The sequence below is a fragment of the Pseudoalteromonas sp. CnMc7-15 genome (assembly GCF_022347925.1).
In the GTDB taxonomy this organism is placed as follows: Bacteria; Pseudomonadota; Gammaproteobacteria; order Enterobacterales; family Alteromonadaceae; genus Pseudoalteromonas; species Pseudoalteromonas ruthenica.
In genome coordinates, this window is record NZ_JAKRFT010000003.1 from 124,139 (window position 1) to 140,517 (window position 16,379).

Here is a 16,379-nt window from a genome sequence, read left to right on the forward strand (position 1 = left end):
TGGACATTACTTTAAAATAACGCATCGAGTGCATCGCTTAAGCTTGCGACTGCTGTGACTTCCATGCCCTCGATTGCCTCTTTCGGTTTATTGTCAATGGGTACAATAGCACGTTTAAAGCCATGTTTCGCGGCTTCACGCAGTCGTTCTTGACCACTGGGCACTGGACGAATCTCCCCACCCAGGCCAACTTCACCAAATACCACCAGCTCACGGGCCAAGCTATAATTCTTAAAACTGGACACCAAAGCCACAATCAAAGCCAAATCAGCGCTGGTTTCCGTGACCTTGACACCACCGACGACGTTAACAAACACATCCTGATCGGCCACTTGTAAACCGCCATGGCGGTGTAGCACCGCCAATAACATCGCGAGGCGATTTTGCTCCAAACCCACCGTGACGCGACGAGGGTTTGCAAGCTGCGAATAATCGACGAGCGCCTGCACTTCCACCAGCAGCGGTCTGGTACCTTCCCATACCACCATAACTAACGAGCCCGGTGTTTGCTCTTGTGAGCGGTTCAGGAAAATAGCCGAGGGGTTTTTTACCTCGCGCAACCCTTGCCCAGTCATGGCGAACACCCCAAGCTCGTTTACTGCGCCAAAGCGGTTTTTGTGACCACGCAAAGTACGAAAACGGCTATCACTGCTACCTTCAAGTAAAATAGAACAATCAATGCAGTGTTCTAATACCTTGGGGCCGGCTAAGGAGCCGTCTTTGGTCACATGGCCCACCATGATCATGGCTATTTGATTTTGTTTAGCAAAACGGGTGAGGTACGCCGCACTTTCTCTTACCTGGGAAACACTACCTGGTGCCGATTGCACATCGGCCATATGCATGACTTGAATGGAATCTATGACCATGATCCCGGGCTTTTCTCTTAGCGCCAGCTGGCAAATGGTTTCGACATTGGTTTCGGCTAAGGTTTGTAGCTTATTGGTGGGCAACCCCAAACGCTTTGCCCGCATAGCCACTTGCTGCAAAGACTCCTCCCCGGTGACATACAGGGTTTTCATATTTTCTGCGAGACCACACATGGTTTGCAGCAAAATAGTACTTTTACCGGCTCCGGGCTCACCACCGATAAGAATGGCACTCCCCGGCACCACACCGCCCCCTAACACGCGGTCAAACTCAACAAACCCGGTGGAGAAGCGTGGCAGGCTTTCAAGATTAACCTCATCCAGAGTTTGAATTTTGGCCTCAACCATGCCGGCATAGCCGCTCGCAGCACTATTGCGTGGCGCCGATTTAACCGAGGGCACGCGAAATTCGGTTACTGTGTTCCATGCTTTGCACTCGCTACATTGGCCTTGCCAACGCGCAAACTCAGCACCACACTCATTACATACAAAAGCTGTTTTCTTTTTTACCATATTACGGGCATAATTTTTGCTGGATAAATCGTTTAAATAACGAATAAACAATAATTTGACACCCAGTATAACGGTTTTTGCCGACTGGGTAATGGTTTAATGCATGGCTGAAGACACCCTTTTAAAACACCAACCCTTAGTTGACGAACTCAAGCAAAGCCTCGGGCAGGCGAGCTTTAGCCGCGATTTTGCCGCTAAAACGGCACAACTACCTAAGGGCGATCAATTTATTATAAAGATGGAGTTTAATCGTCTTCGTCAGCCGTGCAGCCGCACCATTGATTTACGCGGCACGGCTTCCGGTGAAGTGCAAAGCTACTCATACAAGAGTCAGCAGCATTTTATGGATGCTCAAGCCATCGCAACCTTTGAAAAAGGCGTCGCTCGCTTCGGCGACTACACCATGGCTGTCTATGAAATGGTGATGGAAGAGGTGAACAATCAGCGCCAATTACGCCAAGGTGCAACACCACAGCCGGAAAATACTGAAAAAAGTGCCCGTGTCATCCACTTTGCCTCCTATGATTTTCGTCAGCAAGAGCGCATGAATTACACCATCAAAGTCAGTGTTATGGTGAATGACAAAACCATAGAAGGTAAAAGCAGCGATATTTCTTTGGGGGGATGTAAGCTCAAATTGCCTAGTCATGCCATGCTTGAGCGCGGTCAAAAAGTGCAGGTTCGCTTTACCGGTCTAGAGGAAGATTTCGAACTGGGCCTCAAAAACGGCTTAGAATATGAAATTGTCGGCATAGATCCTGCGAGCACCATCGACTTTTATTACGCCCGCATGAAGCGCACTGGTAGCGAGACAACCCCTGGGTTCGATGAGTTTCTGGCGCGCTTTATTAACGGTAATAAACGCCGCTACAAGGTCAACCTTGATAACACCCTCGATGCGGTTTTAACCAAAGGTTATGAGCAGTATTACTTGCCAAGGGTCAGTTCGCTGTTCAGTTTCATTTGCGTAAACGATAAAAAGCTCACCCCTAAACTGCTGCTTACCACCGAGAATAATGCCTACATTCACTATTATTTCAGTGATGAAGAGCGCCGCTCTGTGCTGCCGAGTATTCTTAATACGCAGCGCATAAGCAGCATTTTGGCACGCAAGGGGCAAGTCAAATCAACCCTACTTTACAGCTTTAGTCACACCCAAAATGGCAAGGTCTTCTTTTACAGCGCCACCGATATCGAACTGGCCACCTACCCTAAGTTACGCTCGTTATTTTTTTCCTATGCCAGTAGGAAGCCGTCTTGGCGGGTATTTAAGTTGCAATTGGTTCCCGTGCAAAGCGAAGACTCCCATATTCCACTCTCGCTCCCCGACAGTGCCGGCGAGGCAATTGCTAAACTTAATAAGCCTCCGAGCGCTCGCGTGCAAAGCTATTTAAAGGGTCTAAAGTACCTGTGTACCTTATCGGAGGTGAGCTCTGCTAATTTAACCGCACACAAGCGCCGCTACCGCCTCGATAAAAGCTTAGTCAACCAGCTCAAAGTATTTGGCCATCGTAAAGTGGCAGAGCCAGAGCTTGAAGTCGTTGCCTTGGAGTATGCTAACTTACGGGCTCACAAGCGGTATCTGTACCAAACAGAAGTGACCGTTGAAAGTGGTTTGGCAGCGCCGATGTCAGCACAATCTCGTGATTTCAGTGTACTAGGAATGCAAATAGAGCTGAGCCAACCAGCGCCTGAGACCAAAAAAGGCGATGTTATTTATCTGCGCTTACCGCAACTGCAAGAAATAACGAAAAAATTTGAGCTCACTCAACTGCCTTACGAGGTGATGGCTGTCAGTAAGACCGGCACCATTTTAAACTTAAAAGCCTACCAAAAAAGTAAGCAACCCCATGTTGGCGTACAGTTTTTCTCGCAACTAGTAGAGAACAACAAAGACAAGCTGCAAGTGTGTGAGGAAGAGCCGAAAGTGCCGGGGCTATCCAAAGCCTTGCGCAATATTGTGGTCAAGAATCTAGCGCAAACACCGCTGTATATTACCAAAGAAGAAGCACACCTGGAGCTTGGTGCAATAGGTGAAGGACGTTATCAAAGCGCGATTCACCATATTTGGCGTCAGTTTGGTGAATTCTCTACGCAAATAAACTTAAAACCCTTACTGAGTATCAAGGAGTTCCAACAGCTCAGTGATACCCTGCGCGATGGAAACCGCCAAGATAAGCCCAAAACTTTCGACCTGTTTATTCGCTTAAACCTTAAAAAAGACGACCTCAGTGGCGCAGTCACCAGCCGCTGTATTAGCACCGAAGAGGACTACAGCTCACTGCTGCCCTTTGTGAACAAGGCGCTTAAATCGGGCTTGTTGTTTGCGTTTCGCCTGCATTTATCGAAAACTGGCCGCCCAGACACGAAATACCTGATCAGTGAGCTAAAATACATCAGTCACTATGCGTTGCATAAAGCCAAGGAGTTAGAGCAAGCGCTATGGCGTGTAGAGGGCGTAATTGATGCCCTCGCTATTGATGAGTTAGTGCCAAAGCTCTGTGATATAGAGGTTCAGGATTACCAAAAAATGCTTGAACGCCGCAACCTGTGGCTACAGCGTTTAGGTTAGTTGAACGCGGGAATACTGAGTAGATACAGTATCTGCGCCAAACTGCCAGCATTGATGGCGGTGGGAGCCTGCGCCACCACTTTAGGCTTACCGTGAACAGCAACACCTAGCCCAGCTGCGTGCATCATCAGCAGGTCATTGGCACCATCACCGATTGCCACCGTTTGCTCTGCGCCCACGCCCAACTCATCGCGGTAAGCTAATAAAAAGCGTGCTTTTTCTTGCGCATCAACAATATCCCCATTGACCACTCCGGTTAGCACGTGGCCATCGTCTGCTAATTGATTGGCATGAATACGATCTAGTTTGAGTTGTTTTTGTACCTGCTCAGCAAATGGAATAAATCCTCCCGAGGCGATGGCCAAATGCCAATTATGGCGTTTTAGCGTTGCGCATAGGTGGTCGATCCCTGGCATCAAGGGAAGCTGCTCTTTGAGCTCTGCAAGCAAAGACAACTCAACGCCCGCTAGTTTCGCGACGCGCTGACGCAGGCTGTCACTAAATTCCAACTGCCCACCCATCGCTTGTGCGGTGACCGCAGCGACCTCGTCGTACACCCCTGCTAAACGCGCAATTTCATCAATACATTCGATGGTGATCGCCGTCGAGTCCATATCCATAACTAATAAGCCAGGTGTATGTAAACGTGGCGGGTTGCTCAGCAGCGCGCACTGCACTGCGTTTTCAGCTGCATATTGCTTGAGCTGAGAGTTAAGCTCAGCCTGGGGGTTAGCAATCGCGAACGCAAACCCTGGAGGTAAATCGTCATCAGCGTGATACCGGACCACCGCCTGCACCTGACATTGCCAGTCACGCAGCTGCTGTGCCAGTTGAGCAACGTGCATGCCCAGTTGAAAACCAAATACACTGACATAAGCCAGTGGCTGTTCGCTCTGCTGACTTGCCACTAAAGGCGAATCGTCAAAGGAATACCAAGTATTTAAACTTAGGGTTTGCTGTAAAGACAAATCGTCTTGCTGTGCTAAAGTAGACAAGAGCATGCTTTGGTGCGACATTAAAACTCCAAATAGGTGAACACGTTAGCTGATGACAACGGATGCTTAATTTAATCACCCTTAGCGATGAAAGTCAGTAAGTACACCCATGATATGAAAAATAAACAAGTGAAAAATCCGGTTCGAACATCGCAGTGGCAACGGCTACTGCGCTTGGTGTTTGCCGCTTTTTGCTTTGTATTACTGACTTGGATGGCCTTTAATACCAGCTTTCAAGGCCACCAAATGCTCTACCAGCAAAGCTATCAATATGCCAAAAGCCTCACCGAGCAGTTAGCCTTGACCGCAGCGGAGCCTTTGGAGCAGAGCAATAAGCCACGTTTAGGAGATTTGGCCAATCAATTGAGTACAGACTCGAGTATCCAAAGTGCAGCCATTTATGATGCTCACGGCACTGCGATGGCGCTCAGTGAGGCGTTTAGTCCCTACCAACGTGAGTTTGGGGTGACACAAGCAACCCCGGGGGTGAGTAAATTGAGTCAACCTATTGTCATCCCCATCACCTCATTGCAAAGCAATAAACCCATCGGTTTTGCTCGCGTTAATTACCTGCCCCAAGTCGCCATTGATGACAGTCACCGATATTTTCATGAGGTCGGTCGCCAAGTACTTCTTATGCTATTGATCACCTGCGTATTCACTTGGCAGCTTGGACGAGGATTAAAACGTTGGCAGTTAAAGCGTTACTTTCGTAAAAAAGCTAAGCAGTTAAAATAGAGCTGCTCACTCAAGGCGCTGAGGTCTTGGCATTGCAATAGCCGTGCTAGGGCTATAAACACTTGAGGAATACGCTCTGGCGTATTGATTTGCCCTTGGTATCCGCAAAGCGGCATACTCGGTGCATCACTTTCCAATAGCAGATGCTCTATTGCGACACTACGCAGTGCTTGCTGGGTCTTGACCGATCGAGCATAGGTAATGGTTCCGCCCACACCCAATTTAAAGCCTAACTTGATATAGTATTTAGCCACTTGTTCGGATCCAGAAAACGCATGGATCACGCCGCCATAACGCGGCTGACAACGCTTAAAACTCGCGGCGATTAAGTCATGGCTCTGACGGTGATGAACAATGAGTGGCAACGCCAGTTCATTCGCTAAGGCAATCTGCGCTTCAAAGAGCGCCACTTGCTTGTCCATTTCTCCAATACTGCGATCAAGGCCACACTCTCCGATGGCGCACCAACGGTGCTTATGTGCTGTTGCCAGTTCGCCTAGGCCGACTATATGTTCACTCGCGTGTTGCGACAAAAAGTAGGGATGTAAACCAGCACCGATATGAATGGGCCCATGGTGCTGGCTGAAGTCGAGCAACTGCTGGGATTGCGCCAAGCTAATGCCAGGCACAATAAACTGCTTCACGCCCAATGCTTGGGCATTCGCTATTATCGCCTCTCGCTGGCCATTAAACTCGCTAAAATCGAGGTGGCAATGAGAATCGATAAAACGCATTTAAGGGTTTAGACGCTCTACACGCCAGCTCCCATCTGGCTGACGACGATACATAAAGCGATCATGAAGGCGATGCGCTCCTCCTTGCCAAAACTCAACCTTAGTCGGCTCGACACAGTATCCTCCCCAAAAATCAGGCAACGGGATTTCACCTTTAGCAAACTTACTTTTCATTTGCGCAAACTTTTCCATAAGCGCCTGACGTGATGACACCGGCCGACTTTGGCTAGAAGCCCATGCCGCTAACTGGCTTTCTTTTGGCCGCGATAAGAAATATTTTGCCACTCGCGATGTTGGCAACGGTTTGGCCTCGCCGTAAACAATGACTTGACGCTCAAACATGTGCCACGGGAAGTGCAGGCTAATTTTGTTATTCTGGGCAAGTTCCTGCGCTTTGCGTGAGCCGGTATTAGTGAAGAACACAAATCCTTGCTCATCGACATGCTTAAGCAACACAATACGCTGCGAAGGCTGACCCTGCTCGTCAACGGTGGCTACGACCATGGCCGTCGGATCGGGGATTTGCGCGTCAATGGCTTGTTGTAACCACTTTTCAAACTGTGCTACTGGCGTCGCATCGAGCATGGATTCATCTAATCCACCTTGCAAATACTCACGACGAATATCTTCCAATTTCATATTCATTCCTTCTCACTAAGCGCCAAGAATACCCGACAATCAATCAAGCTATGTTCCCTTGCCCAGTCACTCAGCTTGTTCCAAAGCAAAGCCTATTGGGGGATGTGTATAATCGACCTCTCCACCAGCCGACTTTGGATAAAGCGCGCGGTTCGGTCGATTAGAGGGTAAAATATCAGCAAACATTGAGCTGATTACATTTGCTCCATCACCTCAATGCCAAGCAGGTCTAACCCTTTGTGCAAGGTTTTTGCTACCAATGAACACAGCACCAAGCGGCTATTTTTATCTGCGTCGCTGACGCCCTCTTTAAGTACCGGACAAGCTTCATAGAAGCTCATATACAAGCTCGCCAGCTCATACAAGTACCCACATAATACGTGTGGTGTGGCATCGCTGATCATTTGGTCCAGCACTTCTTCAAATTGCATCAGCTTGATAGCCAGCGCTTTTTCCTGTGGCGCAGCAATCACAACCGGAGCCTGATGAGTGGTGCTATCAATGCCAGCTTTACGGAAAATACTTTTCACTCGCGTATAGGCATATTGCAGATAAGGCGCTGTGGCTCCCTCAAAGCTCAACATGGTATCCCAGTTAAAGATGTAGTCACTGGTACGGTTTTTCGATAGGTCGGCGTATTTTACCGCGCCGATTCCCACTTTTCGGGCGATTTCTTCTTGCTCTTGCGCACTATGAGGAGAGTCGCTATCGGCGAGCTTTGCTTTGGCGCGAGTCACCGCTTCATCGAGTAAATCGGCAAGTTTAACGGTACCGCCAGTACGGGTCTTAAACGGTTTACCATCCTCGCCCATCATGGTGCCAAAAGGACAGAATTCATAGCTGGTTTGTTCGCGTAAAAAGCCGGCCTTGCGTGCTGTCAGCTCAACTTGGCTAAAGTGCAGGCTTTGACGAGCATCAACGAAAATCAAGATACGGTCGGCTTGCAATTCATTAGAGCGATAATCACAAGCGGCAAGGTCTGTGGTTGAATATAAAAAGCCACCGCCGGATTTCTGCACGATGAACACCGATGGCTCACCGTCTTTGTTGGCTAATTCATCTAAAAAGACCACTTGCGCACCCTGGTCTTCCTGCGCCAGTCCTTTTTCTTTAAGCACCTCAATCATGCGCTGCAACTCACTGTTGTAGGCACTTTCCGCTTTAATATCATCACGAGTCAGGGTGACATTCAGCTTTTTGTATACTTCTTCGGAGTGCTTGACCGAGGTATCAATGAAAAGTTGCCACAGCTTATTACAGTGCGCATCGCCTTGTTGCAGGCGTACAACATACTCGCGCGCCTTATCAGCAAAACCGGCTTCATCGTCGAAACGCTTTTTGGCGTCACGATAGAATGTCTCTAAATCAGCAAGCGCTACGGACTCTAGATCAACGCCCTCATTAAGCATGTCTTCCAAATGCGCGATAAGCATACCAAATTGCGTACCCCAATCGCCCATGTGGTTTTGCCGTATTACTTTATCACCACGAAACTCCAAGGCACGTACCACGGCATCACCGATAATGGTGGAACGTAAATGGCCCACGTGCATTTCCTTGGCAAGGTTGGGCGATGAGTAATCCACCACCACTGTATCCGCTTGCGGGTGCTGCGCTACACCGAGTGTATCGTCTTGGCTTGCAGCTTCGACGCTGGCGCCTAAAAACGCCGGTTTGAGGTGAATGTTAATAAAGCCTGGACCTGCTATTTCGACCTCGGCGGCGATATCGCTCACATCCAGGTTATCGATAATTTTTTGCGCTAGTTCACGCGGATTAGTTTTTAGCTTTTTCGCGGCGCCCATGGCACCGTTAATTTGGTAATCACCAAATTGCGGGCGCGTACTTTGCGTCACCGCTGGATTCGTGCCTTGCTCAAGTCCCGCAGCGATCATCGCAGCGTTGGCTTTTTCAATCAGAATTTGCTTAATGTTCATAGTTGCAGATACCTTGCAATAAGGGCCAGCGGGGGCTGACCACGATTAATACAGTTGCTCAGTGGCGCTTTAGTGCTCGCGCGTTTCGCTAAAGGTTACCTCTGGGTAACGCTCCATGGATAAGTTCAAGTTTACGCGACTTGGGGCGATGTATGTCAGGTTATCTCCGCCATCTAAGGCTAGGTTTTGCTCACACTTGCGCTTGAACTCTTCAAATTTCTTCACATCATCACAGCTTACCCAACGCGCCGTATTAACGTTGACACTTTCATAGATGGCATCCACTTTGTATTCGGCTTTTAAGCGTGCAACCACAACATCAAACTGCAGCACCCCAACGGCGCCAACAATTAAGTCGTTATTGGCAAGCGGTCTAAACACCTGCACCGCGCCCTCTTCCGATAGCTGTACGAGGCCTTTAAGCAACTGCTTTTGCTTAAGTGGATCTTTAAGGCGAATACGGCGGAATAACTCTGGGGCAAAGTTAGGAATACCGCTGAACTTAAGCTTTTCTCCGTCGGTGAAAGTATCACCAATTTGGATGGTGCCATGGTTGTGCAAGCCAATAATATCCCCGGCATAGGCGTGCTCAGCACGCTCGCGGTCACCGGCCATAAAGGTCACCGCATCAGAAATACTGATTTGCTTGCCTATACGCACGTGGTTCATCTTCATGCCTTGGCTGTACTTGCCCGAGACAATGCGCATAAAGGCAATACGGTCACGGTGTTTGGGGTCCATGTTGGCCTGAATTTTAAACACAAAACCTGTGAACTTTTCGTGCTCTGCACCCACTTTGTTGCCATCATCGGTGGCACGCGGTAAGGGGGCCGGAGCCCATTCGGTCAAGCCATCAAGCATATGATCAACGCCAAAGTTGCCCAACGCAGTACCGAAGTAAACTGGGGTTAACTCACCGCTCAAAAATAACTCTAAATCGAATTCGTTGGACGCTCCTTGCACCAGCTCAATTTCTTCGCGCAGTTGTTGCGCTAAGCTCTCACCCACCGCTTCATCTAATTCACTGTTATCCAGCCCTTTGACGATGCGCAACTCTTGAATGGTGTGGCCTTGACCGCTTTGATACAAAATCGTCTCGTCACGGTGCAAGTGATAGACCCCTTTGAATTCCTTACCACAGCCAATGGGCCAGGTTACGGGGGCACACATCATATTGAGCTCAGTTTCCACCTCATCCAATAACTCCATTGGATCGCGGATATCACGGTCCAGTTTGTTCATAAAGGTGACGATGGGGGTGTCACGTAAACGGGTGACTTCCATTAACTTACGAGTTCGGTCCTCAACACCCTTAGCGGCATCAATCACCATCAAACACGAGTCCACGGCGGTCAAAGTACGGTAGGTATCCTCAGAGAAGTCTTCGTGCCCTGGGGTATCTAGCAGGTTAACTAAACGCTCGTTATAAGGGAACTGCATTACCGAGGTGGTCACCGAGATGCCACGCTCTTTTTCCATTTCCATCCAGTCTGACTTAGCGTGTTGGTTTGACCCTCGGCCTTTAACTGTGCCCGCTTTCTGAATGGCTTGTCCGAATAATAGAACTTTTTCGGTAATGGTGGTTTTACCCGCATCGGGGTGTGAAATAATCGCAAAAGTACGACGTTTACTAATTTGTTGTGTTAACTCTGACATGCGGTCACTTATGAATAGTCGACCCGGCACTAAACGCGAACCAAGCCGGGAATTAATTTAGAGATTATTACGCGTGATTATACCGACTTTAGCATGCACACAAAAGCGCCTAATACCGACAAAAGTGACTTCTACGCATTGCCATGTGTATTATTGCTAAGCAATTTTGTATAATTTTTCGTTCGTTTGAGTTAGTAAGCTGTTTTTTACGTTGCAAGGAGCCGCACCCATACCATGAAAACCAGTAAGTTAAGTATACGATTACTATGGTATATCACTCCGGTGGTGATTTTGCCCTTGCTGTTTTTAGGTGGCTTTACCTTGACCAACGTAACTTCAAGCTCACAACAGCAAACACAGCTCATTGTAAGCCGCTTTGTCGAACAGCAGCAAAATAAGGTGTTTCACTCCCTCAATGTCTATCACTCAACCACCGAGCTGTTAACAAGCTCACCCGTACTGCAAGACTTTGTGCCGGAAATACATCAGAGCAGCGACCGCTACACCGAACGTTTAGCGGCGCTAATGGATGTGTTTGGCAGCTACACCCAAGCTTACCCAGATATACTCAGTATTAACTTAGTGTCGCCACAGCAAAAAAGTTATGCTTACTTTTCAACGAAATTAGAGTCCGCACCGCAGGCATACCCATTTTTTGAGAAACTCAGCGCCAGTTCCCTGCGCCGCCAGCAATTTATGGTGCAAAATGAACGCGGCGAAACCACACTGTACTTCGTGCAAAAGGTATTTACCCCAGATTACCACTTAGAGCGCCCTATTTTATTGGGCTACGTAATCATGCGCGTGCAGCCAACAGTACTTAATACAGCGATTTTAGAGTCTCCCTACAACAATACCCTCAACTTGATGCTCACTGAGCAAGGGAAAATTCTATTTAGCTCTAACCACGCCCTACGAGGCGAGAGTATCGCCAGCGAAGAGCTGCGTAAAATTAGCTTATGGGCCGATAATGGTCGCCTCAACGAGCTCGCCTTAAACAGTATTGATCACACACAACGCTTGGTGTATGCGGTGCAAATGGCCGGAGGCCACTATTTCATTACCAGTATTCCGAAGGAATTACTGTACGAGTCTGGCAAAGTCATTAGCTTGATCACCGCCTTAATTGTGATGATCTCTGTTATCACTCTGCCAATACTCATTTTTATTGTTGTACGTAACTTGCTGTTAAACCCTATCGAACAGTTGGGGGCGGCCAGTCACCGCGTTGGCGAGAATGACCTTGCCGTGCGCCTACCCGATGATCGCAAGGACGAGGTAGGCCAACTCTTTAGTGATTTCAATCACATGGTTAATAAAATTTACCACACCCAGGGAGAGCTCGAAGAATACAAAAACACCTTGGAACAAAAGGTAGAAGCGCGCACCTTGGAGCTGGAAAAAACCAATAAGGCGTTAGAGCTCGCCATTGAACAAGCCGAGCAAGCCAACCAACTTAAAAGTCGCTTCCTAGCCAATATGAGTCATGAGATCCGCACTCCGCTAACGGCAATTATGGGCTTCACCGAGCAGCTGCTTGATAACAACAAGATAAAAGAAGAAAAAGTGCACACCCAGCTCGCTACGGTACTGCGCAATTCACGCCACCTGCTGGAACTGATTAATAACATTCTCGACTTATCGAAAATCGAAGCTGAGAAATTGGATATGAATCATGAACCGGTGTCGCTATATGAATTACTCCATGATCTTGAGTCCATCGTCGAGCCTCAAGCGCAGCAAAAACAACTGCAATTCGATATCGACTACCACTTCCCGCTGCCCAAATATTTAAGCAGCGATCAAACGCGATTAAAGCAAATCCTTTTAAACATTCTCACTAATGCGGTGAAGTTCACCACCCAAGGTGGCGTGCATATGAGCATTCGCTATCAAAGCGGCATGCTGGAGTTTGTTGTTACCGACACAGGGATTGGTATTTCAGATAAAGAACTGGACCGTATATTTAAGCCCTTTGAACAAGCCGATGCTACCACTACACGACGTTTTGGCGGCAGCGGCCTTGGCCTCTGTATTGCTAAAAACTTGGCGCAGCTACTCGGCGGTGATATTTGGGCACAAAGCCAACAAGGGGTCGGCAGTCAATTCACTATTCATGTTGCTTGCTATCAACAATATACCGAACAGGATTATTACTACGACCACGCACAAATGCAGCCAGTTTACAGCGAACGTCCAGCCCTGAGCGAGCAGCGCTTTGATGGCGATATTCTTGTGGCGGAAGACAACAAAGATAACCAGGCGTTAATATCACTGCTACTTGAACGCTGGGGGATTGAGCCTGACTTTGCTAACAACGGCGCAGAGGCGGTGGAAAAGGCCTTGGTCAAAGACTACCAGTTAATTCTTATGGATATGCAAATGCCCGTTATGGGCGGAGAAGAGGCCACCAAAATGCTCCGCCATGCCGCTTATGATGGCCCTATTATCGCCTTAACTGCCAACGTGATGAAACATGATATTGAGCGCTATCTCGGTGCTGGCTGTGATAAGACTTTAGGAAAGCCTATTGATAAGCAGGAGCTTGAGCATACGTTAGCCACCTACTTGAGCATTCAACAAGAAGCGGCCTCACAGTGGGACGATATTTTGCAAAGCGAGCGTTTTTTGCAAATTAATGCCAATTATAAGGAAAAGCTGCCTGAGTACCTTGATGAGGTGCTTGGCCACCACCATGACGGGGATTGGGAACAGTTACAGTCACTGGCTCACAGCATCAAAGGCAGCGCCAGCTGTTTTGGTTTCTTTGCCATTGCCGAAGCAGCGGGCGAGCTCGAGCAGGTCTTACGTCAAGGCCACCATGACAGCCATGACTACAGCGTACTTAAGCTCGAACACGCCATTCGCTATGTGCTTGAGCAAGATGTCGAGCCAAGCTAATCACTGCGCGTGTTTATGCGCGCCAATAATTCCATGAATGGCTGCCATTGCCGGGTCATGAGCATTGAAGTACTGCTTTGATGACAGTGTCACCGGCACATGAGGAGCAATCCAAATACGGTGGTCCTCGGCCTTTGACGCTTGATGGAACTGCGATGAAATCAAGCCCCAAACGCCACTGTAAGGCAACTTAAACCAGCCACTCTCACCAAGATGATTAGGTCGACTGCCACTGGGTTCACCAACAATAATGGCATCACTTAAGCGATTTAGATCAGCCAGTAACAAGTGTGCTGCGGAAAAGGTATTACGGCCAACAATTACAAACAGCTTATTTTGTTCACGCTCTTGTGCAAAGTGCAGCAACGCTCTGGTTAACGGTGGAATAATCGAGCCATTTCCGCCGCTATTATGACGCAAATCGAGCACTAAGTTCTGCACTTGGCGCTCGTTAGCTATGCGTGAAATGCGCTTACTAAAAGCAGCAAGTGATTCCGACTTTTTTTGCCCAACTCGATTAAATTGTACGTAAGCTAAGTTTTGTTCTGGGCTTATTTTGAGCCAGTAAGGTTGATGCTGCTGACTCAGATAAAGTGGATTATGTTGCTCTTCTAGCTTTGGTAACTTCGGAAACCCGGTGAAGTTGAAAGACTCTGCGGGCAAGGTAATGTGCGTTGTCACCCCCTGCGAGTCGGAGACCGTCAGCACGGTTTTCTCTGTCTCTGTTGTCACCCCCACTCCCTGTAAAACCTGAGGTAAAGAGAGGTAAAATGGCGCAAGCCATAATTGTTGCATCTCATTATCACGGGCATTAACCATGGCTACCTTGTCCACCACTTGCGCAATCGGTGTATTGCCGATACGCAACACTTTATGTCCCACCAAATGGCGATATTTAGCACTGGCGGAAACAATAAAATAACCATCATTAAAACGATAAAATTGTACCGGCAGTTGCGTAAATGCCCCTTTCAATGAGTGCGTCGGCACAATAAAATTGTGACCATTGCCGAGGCTGCCCAGCAATGACATAAACTGGAACACGATTTGTTGGTCGCTCAGGTCCGGGATCGCCTCAGCTATTTGTTGTACTTTCGCGGTAAAGGCTTTTTGACTGATGTGGTGAAAGGCGTTGACGTGCAGGCGCTCAATCTCAGCCACTAAAAAATCGAGATCCTTAAGCCATTGTTGGTCGCGACTGAGGTTATCAGCCAACGCGGCCCCGGCAATGGCTTTAAACTGTGTATTAGTAGCCAACGCGGTAAAGTGCTTGCTAGTTAGCAAACTTTTGCGGTCATCCCAGCGATAAGCCAGTGCTCGTTCTAACCACTGAAGCGCAGCTTGGCTTTCACCCAAAGCGCTGTAACAACGCGCTATTTTAACCATCATATCGTTGGCCGGTGACGAGGTGGAGGGCACTCCTGAGATAATAGTCCCTAGTGCAATTGCTCGCTCCAAAGCAGGTATCGCTTTCTCATACTGTTTATCTAGCATATAGCCATGCCCTAGTAGAAACCATGTATCACCATCATCACGGTATGCTTTTGTAAGTGTCTCTAACAAGGGTAAAGCCAACTGCCACTGCTCTTGGCGAGCATACTGCACAGCCTGCTGACGCTGCTGCCAGTAACTTTTTGCGTCTTTGGGAAACGCATCGGAGGGAGCGTTTATAAAGGCATTGTTGGTCATTACATCGGCGCGCGAGTTGGCCACCACCGGCGCGCTCACTAACACACACGCCACCATAGAGCATAGTAAGGTTGTTCTCATTTATTATTCTTCTTTAGCTAGATAACATCATCACTTAACCCAACAAGCGAAGACAATGCGTTGCTAAAAAATAGGCGGTCTGCGCAGCAGCTACAATAGCGACACGTCGTTCTCATCGTGTTCGGTAAGTGTCATTTTTAGCTAATACTATCAAGGTGTTGAGATCGACACCTTATCTAAGTTGTAACAAATTATCTGGTTGCACTAGCTTAAGTTAAAAGCAGGTAGCTTAGGATAACAAGGGATATATGCTTGAAGGGGGTGCGCTTAAGACTGCACTACATCTAGCTCGCGCATCATTAATAGTGCATCTTCGCCGTCTGGGTAATACTTTTTGCGTCGACCATTAATCACAAAGCCATTGCGCTGATAAAGGCCGGTGGCAGCATCATTACTCGCTCGTACTTCTAAAAAGATGGCCTCGCATTGGCGAGCTGTTGCTTGGTTTATAAGGTGGTTCATTAGCGCTTTACTGAGCCCCTGCCCTTGCTTATTTGGAACAATACAAATGTCCATTAGCGTGCAATCAGGGCCCGCTTGCTCGGCTATATAAAAGCCTACCAGCTCAGCCTCATCATAGAGCCCGGCGTTGAAATAACGTCCACCTAGGCATGAGCGTATCAGCTTTTCATTCCACGGGTGGCTGTGACAGGCATTTTCAATAACGCATACCGCCTGGATATGATCCAACGACAGCTCACTCACTTGCATGGCTGTACTCGTCAATCACATTCGATAACTGCTGCCACAACGCCTGCTTTTGAGTGACCGCCAGATTTGCTGCGGGCAAGTAGACGCTCAGCCCCTGTACTTGTGGGCTTGGTACATCACTAATATAAACGGCAGCGCCTTGTGGCAAGCAGCGTAAAATATCTTGTGCCACTGTGTTGTTTAGTGGCTCTGCATTGGCCGAATTGACATGTGCAATGGGCGCTGTTGCGTTGCTGCTGCGTAAACGCACAGGTTGAATCGCAAGTATATCGGCAATATCTGGATGCATAGTAATGATTAAGTCGTTTTGGCGAGAGCCAGTGTAGCGCAAAGCTAGAAAAGAA

12 protein-coding genes are annotated in these 16,379 nt (G+C 48.2%); 3 read left to right on the forward strand and 9 right to left on the reverse strand.

The window, feature by feature from the left end:
- Nucleotides 1-11: 11 nt before the first annotated feature.
- Nucleotides 12-1,382 (reverse strand): DNA repair protein RadA, encoded by a 1,371-nt coding sequence (gene radA, locus MHM95_RS07905; protein ID WP_026111063.1) that lies wholly within the window; start codon nt 1,380-1,382, stop codon nt 12-14.
- Nucleotides 1,383-1,485: 103 nt separating this feature from the next.
- On the opposite strand from radA, the gene MHM95_RS07910 reads away from it, so the two are divergent.
- Nucleotides 1,486-3,954 (forward strand): PilZ domain-containing protein, encoded by a 2,469-nt coding sequence (locus MHM95_RS07910; RefSeq protein WP_239384983.1) that lies wholly within the window; start codon nt 1,486-1,488, stop codon nt 3,952-3,954.
- Here the strand turns inward: MHM95_RS07910 and serB are convergent.
- Nucleotides 3,951-4,970 (reverse strand): phosphoserine phosphatase SerB, encoded by a 1,020-nt coding sequence (gene serB, locus MHM95_RS07915; RefSeq protein WP_239384984.1) that lies wholly within the window; start codon nt 4,968-4,970, stop codon nt 3,951-3,953. The two genes, MHM95_RS07910 and serB, sit on opposite strands and share 4 nt — an antisense overlap.
- Nucleotides 4,971-5,063: 93 nt before the next feature.
- Between serB and MHM95_RS07920 the strand changes: the two genes are divergently transcribed.
- Complete coding sequence (locus tag MHM95_RS07920) at nt 5,064-5,687, forward strand: AhpA/YtjB family protein (RefSeq protein ID WP_138509918.1); 624 nt, start codon at nt 5,064-5,066, stop codon at nt 5,685-5,687.
- Here MHM95_RS07920 and MHM95_RS07925 read toward each other — a convergent pair.
- The 4 genes from MHM95_RS07925 to prfC all read right to left on the reverse strand — a co-directional run bounded on the left by MHM95_RS07925 (nt 5,654) and on the right by prfC (nt 10,665).
- The gene (locus MHM95_RS07925) at nt 5,654-6,421 is read right to left on the reverse strand and encodes a TatD family hydrolase (protein ID WP_239384985.1); all 768 of its coding nucleotides are present in this window, start codon (nt 6,419-6,421) and stop codon (nt 5,654-5,656) included. The genes MHM95_RS07920 and MHM95_RS07925 overlap by 34 nt on opposite strands.
- On the reverse strand, nt 6,422-7,060 hold the full coding sequence (gene pdxH / locus MHM95_RS07930; protein ID WP_239384986.1) for a pyridoxamine 5'-phosphate oxidase: 639 nt from the start codon (nt 7,058-7,060) through the stop codon (nt 6,422-6,424).
- 194 nt (nt 7,061-7,254) lie between these two features.
- The gene (argS, locus tag MHM95_RS07935) at nt 7,255-8,997 is read right to left on the reverse strand and encodes an arginine--tRNA ligase (RefSeq protein WP_239384987.1); all 1,743 of its coding nucleotides are present in this window, start codon (nt 8,995-8,997) and stop codon (nt 7,255-7,257) included.
- A gap of 69 nt (nt 8,998-9,066) precedes the next feature.
- Nucleotides 9,067-10,665 carry a peptide chain release factor 3 gene (prfC, locus tag MHM95_RS07940; RefSeq protein ID WP_026111022.1) on the reverse strand — a complete coding sequence of 533 codons (1,599 nt, stop codon included), beginning with the start codon at nt 10,663-10,665 and terminating at the stop codon, nt 9,067-9,069.
- Between the two features lie 222 nt (nt 10,666-10,887).
- Here prfC and MHM95_RS07945 point away from each other — a divergent pair, with 222 nt between their 5' ends.
- Entirely contained in the window at nt 10,888-13,554 is a 2,667-nt protein-coding gene (locus tag MHM95_RS07945; RefSeq protein WP_239384988.1) for an ATP-binding protein, read from the forward strand.
- Here MHM95_RS07945 and MHM95_RS07950 read toward each other — a convergent pair whose 3' ends face one another.
- From MHM95_RS07950 to MHM95_RS07960, 3 genes are all read right to left on the reverse strand, one after another.
- Nucleotides 13,555-15,324 carry a S41 family peptidase gene (locus tag MHM95_RS07950; RefSeq protein ID WP_239384989.1) on the reverse strand — a complete coding sequence of 590 codons (1,770 nt, stop codon included), beginning with the start codon at nt 15,322-15,324 and terminating at the stop codon, nt 13,555-13,557. It lies immediately after the preceding gene.
- Nucleotides 15,325-15,591: 267 nt separating this feature from the next.
- Nucleotides 15,592-16,035 (reverse strand): ribosomal protein S18-alanine N-acetyltransferase, encoded by a 444-nt coding sequence (gene rimI, locus MHM95_RS07955; protein WP_239384990.1) that lies wholly within the window; start codon nt 16,033-16,035, stop codon nt 15,592-15,594.
- Entirely contained in the window at nt 16,022-16,324 is a 303-nt protein-coding gene (locus MHM95_RS07960) for a hypothetical protein (protein ID WP_239384991.1), read from the reverse strand. Before MHM95_RS07960 ends, rimI begins: the two co-directional genes overlap by 14 nt.
- Nucleotides 16,325-16,379 lie beyond the last annotated feature (55 nt).

Coding starts and splice junctions, on each gene's coding strand:
- radA (WP_026111063.1), bottom strand. CDS start 1,382: ATGGTAAAAAAGAAAACAGCTTTTGTATGTAATGAGTGTGGTGCTGAG.
- MHM95_RS07910 (WP_239384983.1), top strand. CDS start 1,486: ATGGCTGAAGACACCCTTTTAAAACACCAACCCTTAGTTGACGAACTC.
- serB (WP_239384984.1), bottom strand. CDS start 4,970: ATGTCGCACCAAAGCATGCTCTTGTCTACTTTAGCACAGCAAGACGAT.
- MHM95_RS07920 (WP_138509918.1), top strand. CDS start 5,064: ATGAAAAATAAACAAGTGAAAAATCCGGTTCGAACATCGCAGTGGCAA.
- MHM95_RS07925 (WP_239384985.1), bottom strand. CDS start 6,421: ATGCGTTTTATCGATTCTCATTGCCACCTCGATTTTAGCGAGTTTAAT.
- pdxH (WP_239384986.1), bottom strand. CDS start 7,060: ATGAAATTGGAAGATATTCGTCGTGAGTATTTGCAAGGTGGATTAGAT.
- argS (WP_239384987.1), bottom strand. CDS start 8,997: ATGAACATTAAGCAAATTCTGATTGAAAAAGCCAACGCTGCGATGATC.
- MHM95_RS07945 (WP_239384988.1), top strand. CDS start 10,888: ATGAAAACCAGTAAGTTAAGTATACGATTACTATGGTATATCACTCCG.
- MHM95_RS07950 (WP_239384989.1), bottom strand. CDS start 15,324: ATGAGAACAACCTTACTATGCTCTATGGTGGCGTGTGTGTTAGTGAGC.
- rimI (WP_239384990.1), bottom strand. CDS start 16,035: ATGCAAGTGAGTGAGCTGTCGTTGGATCATATCCAGGCGGTATGCGTT.
- MHM95_RS07960 (WP_239384991.1), bottom strand. CDS start 16,324: ATGCATCCAGATATTGCCGATATACTTGCGATTCAACCTGTGCGTTTA.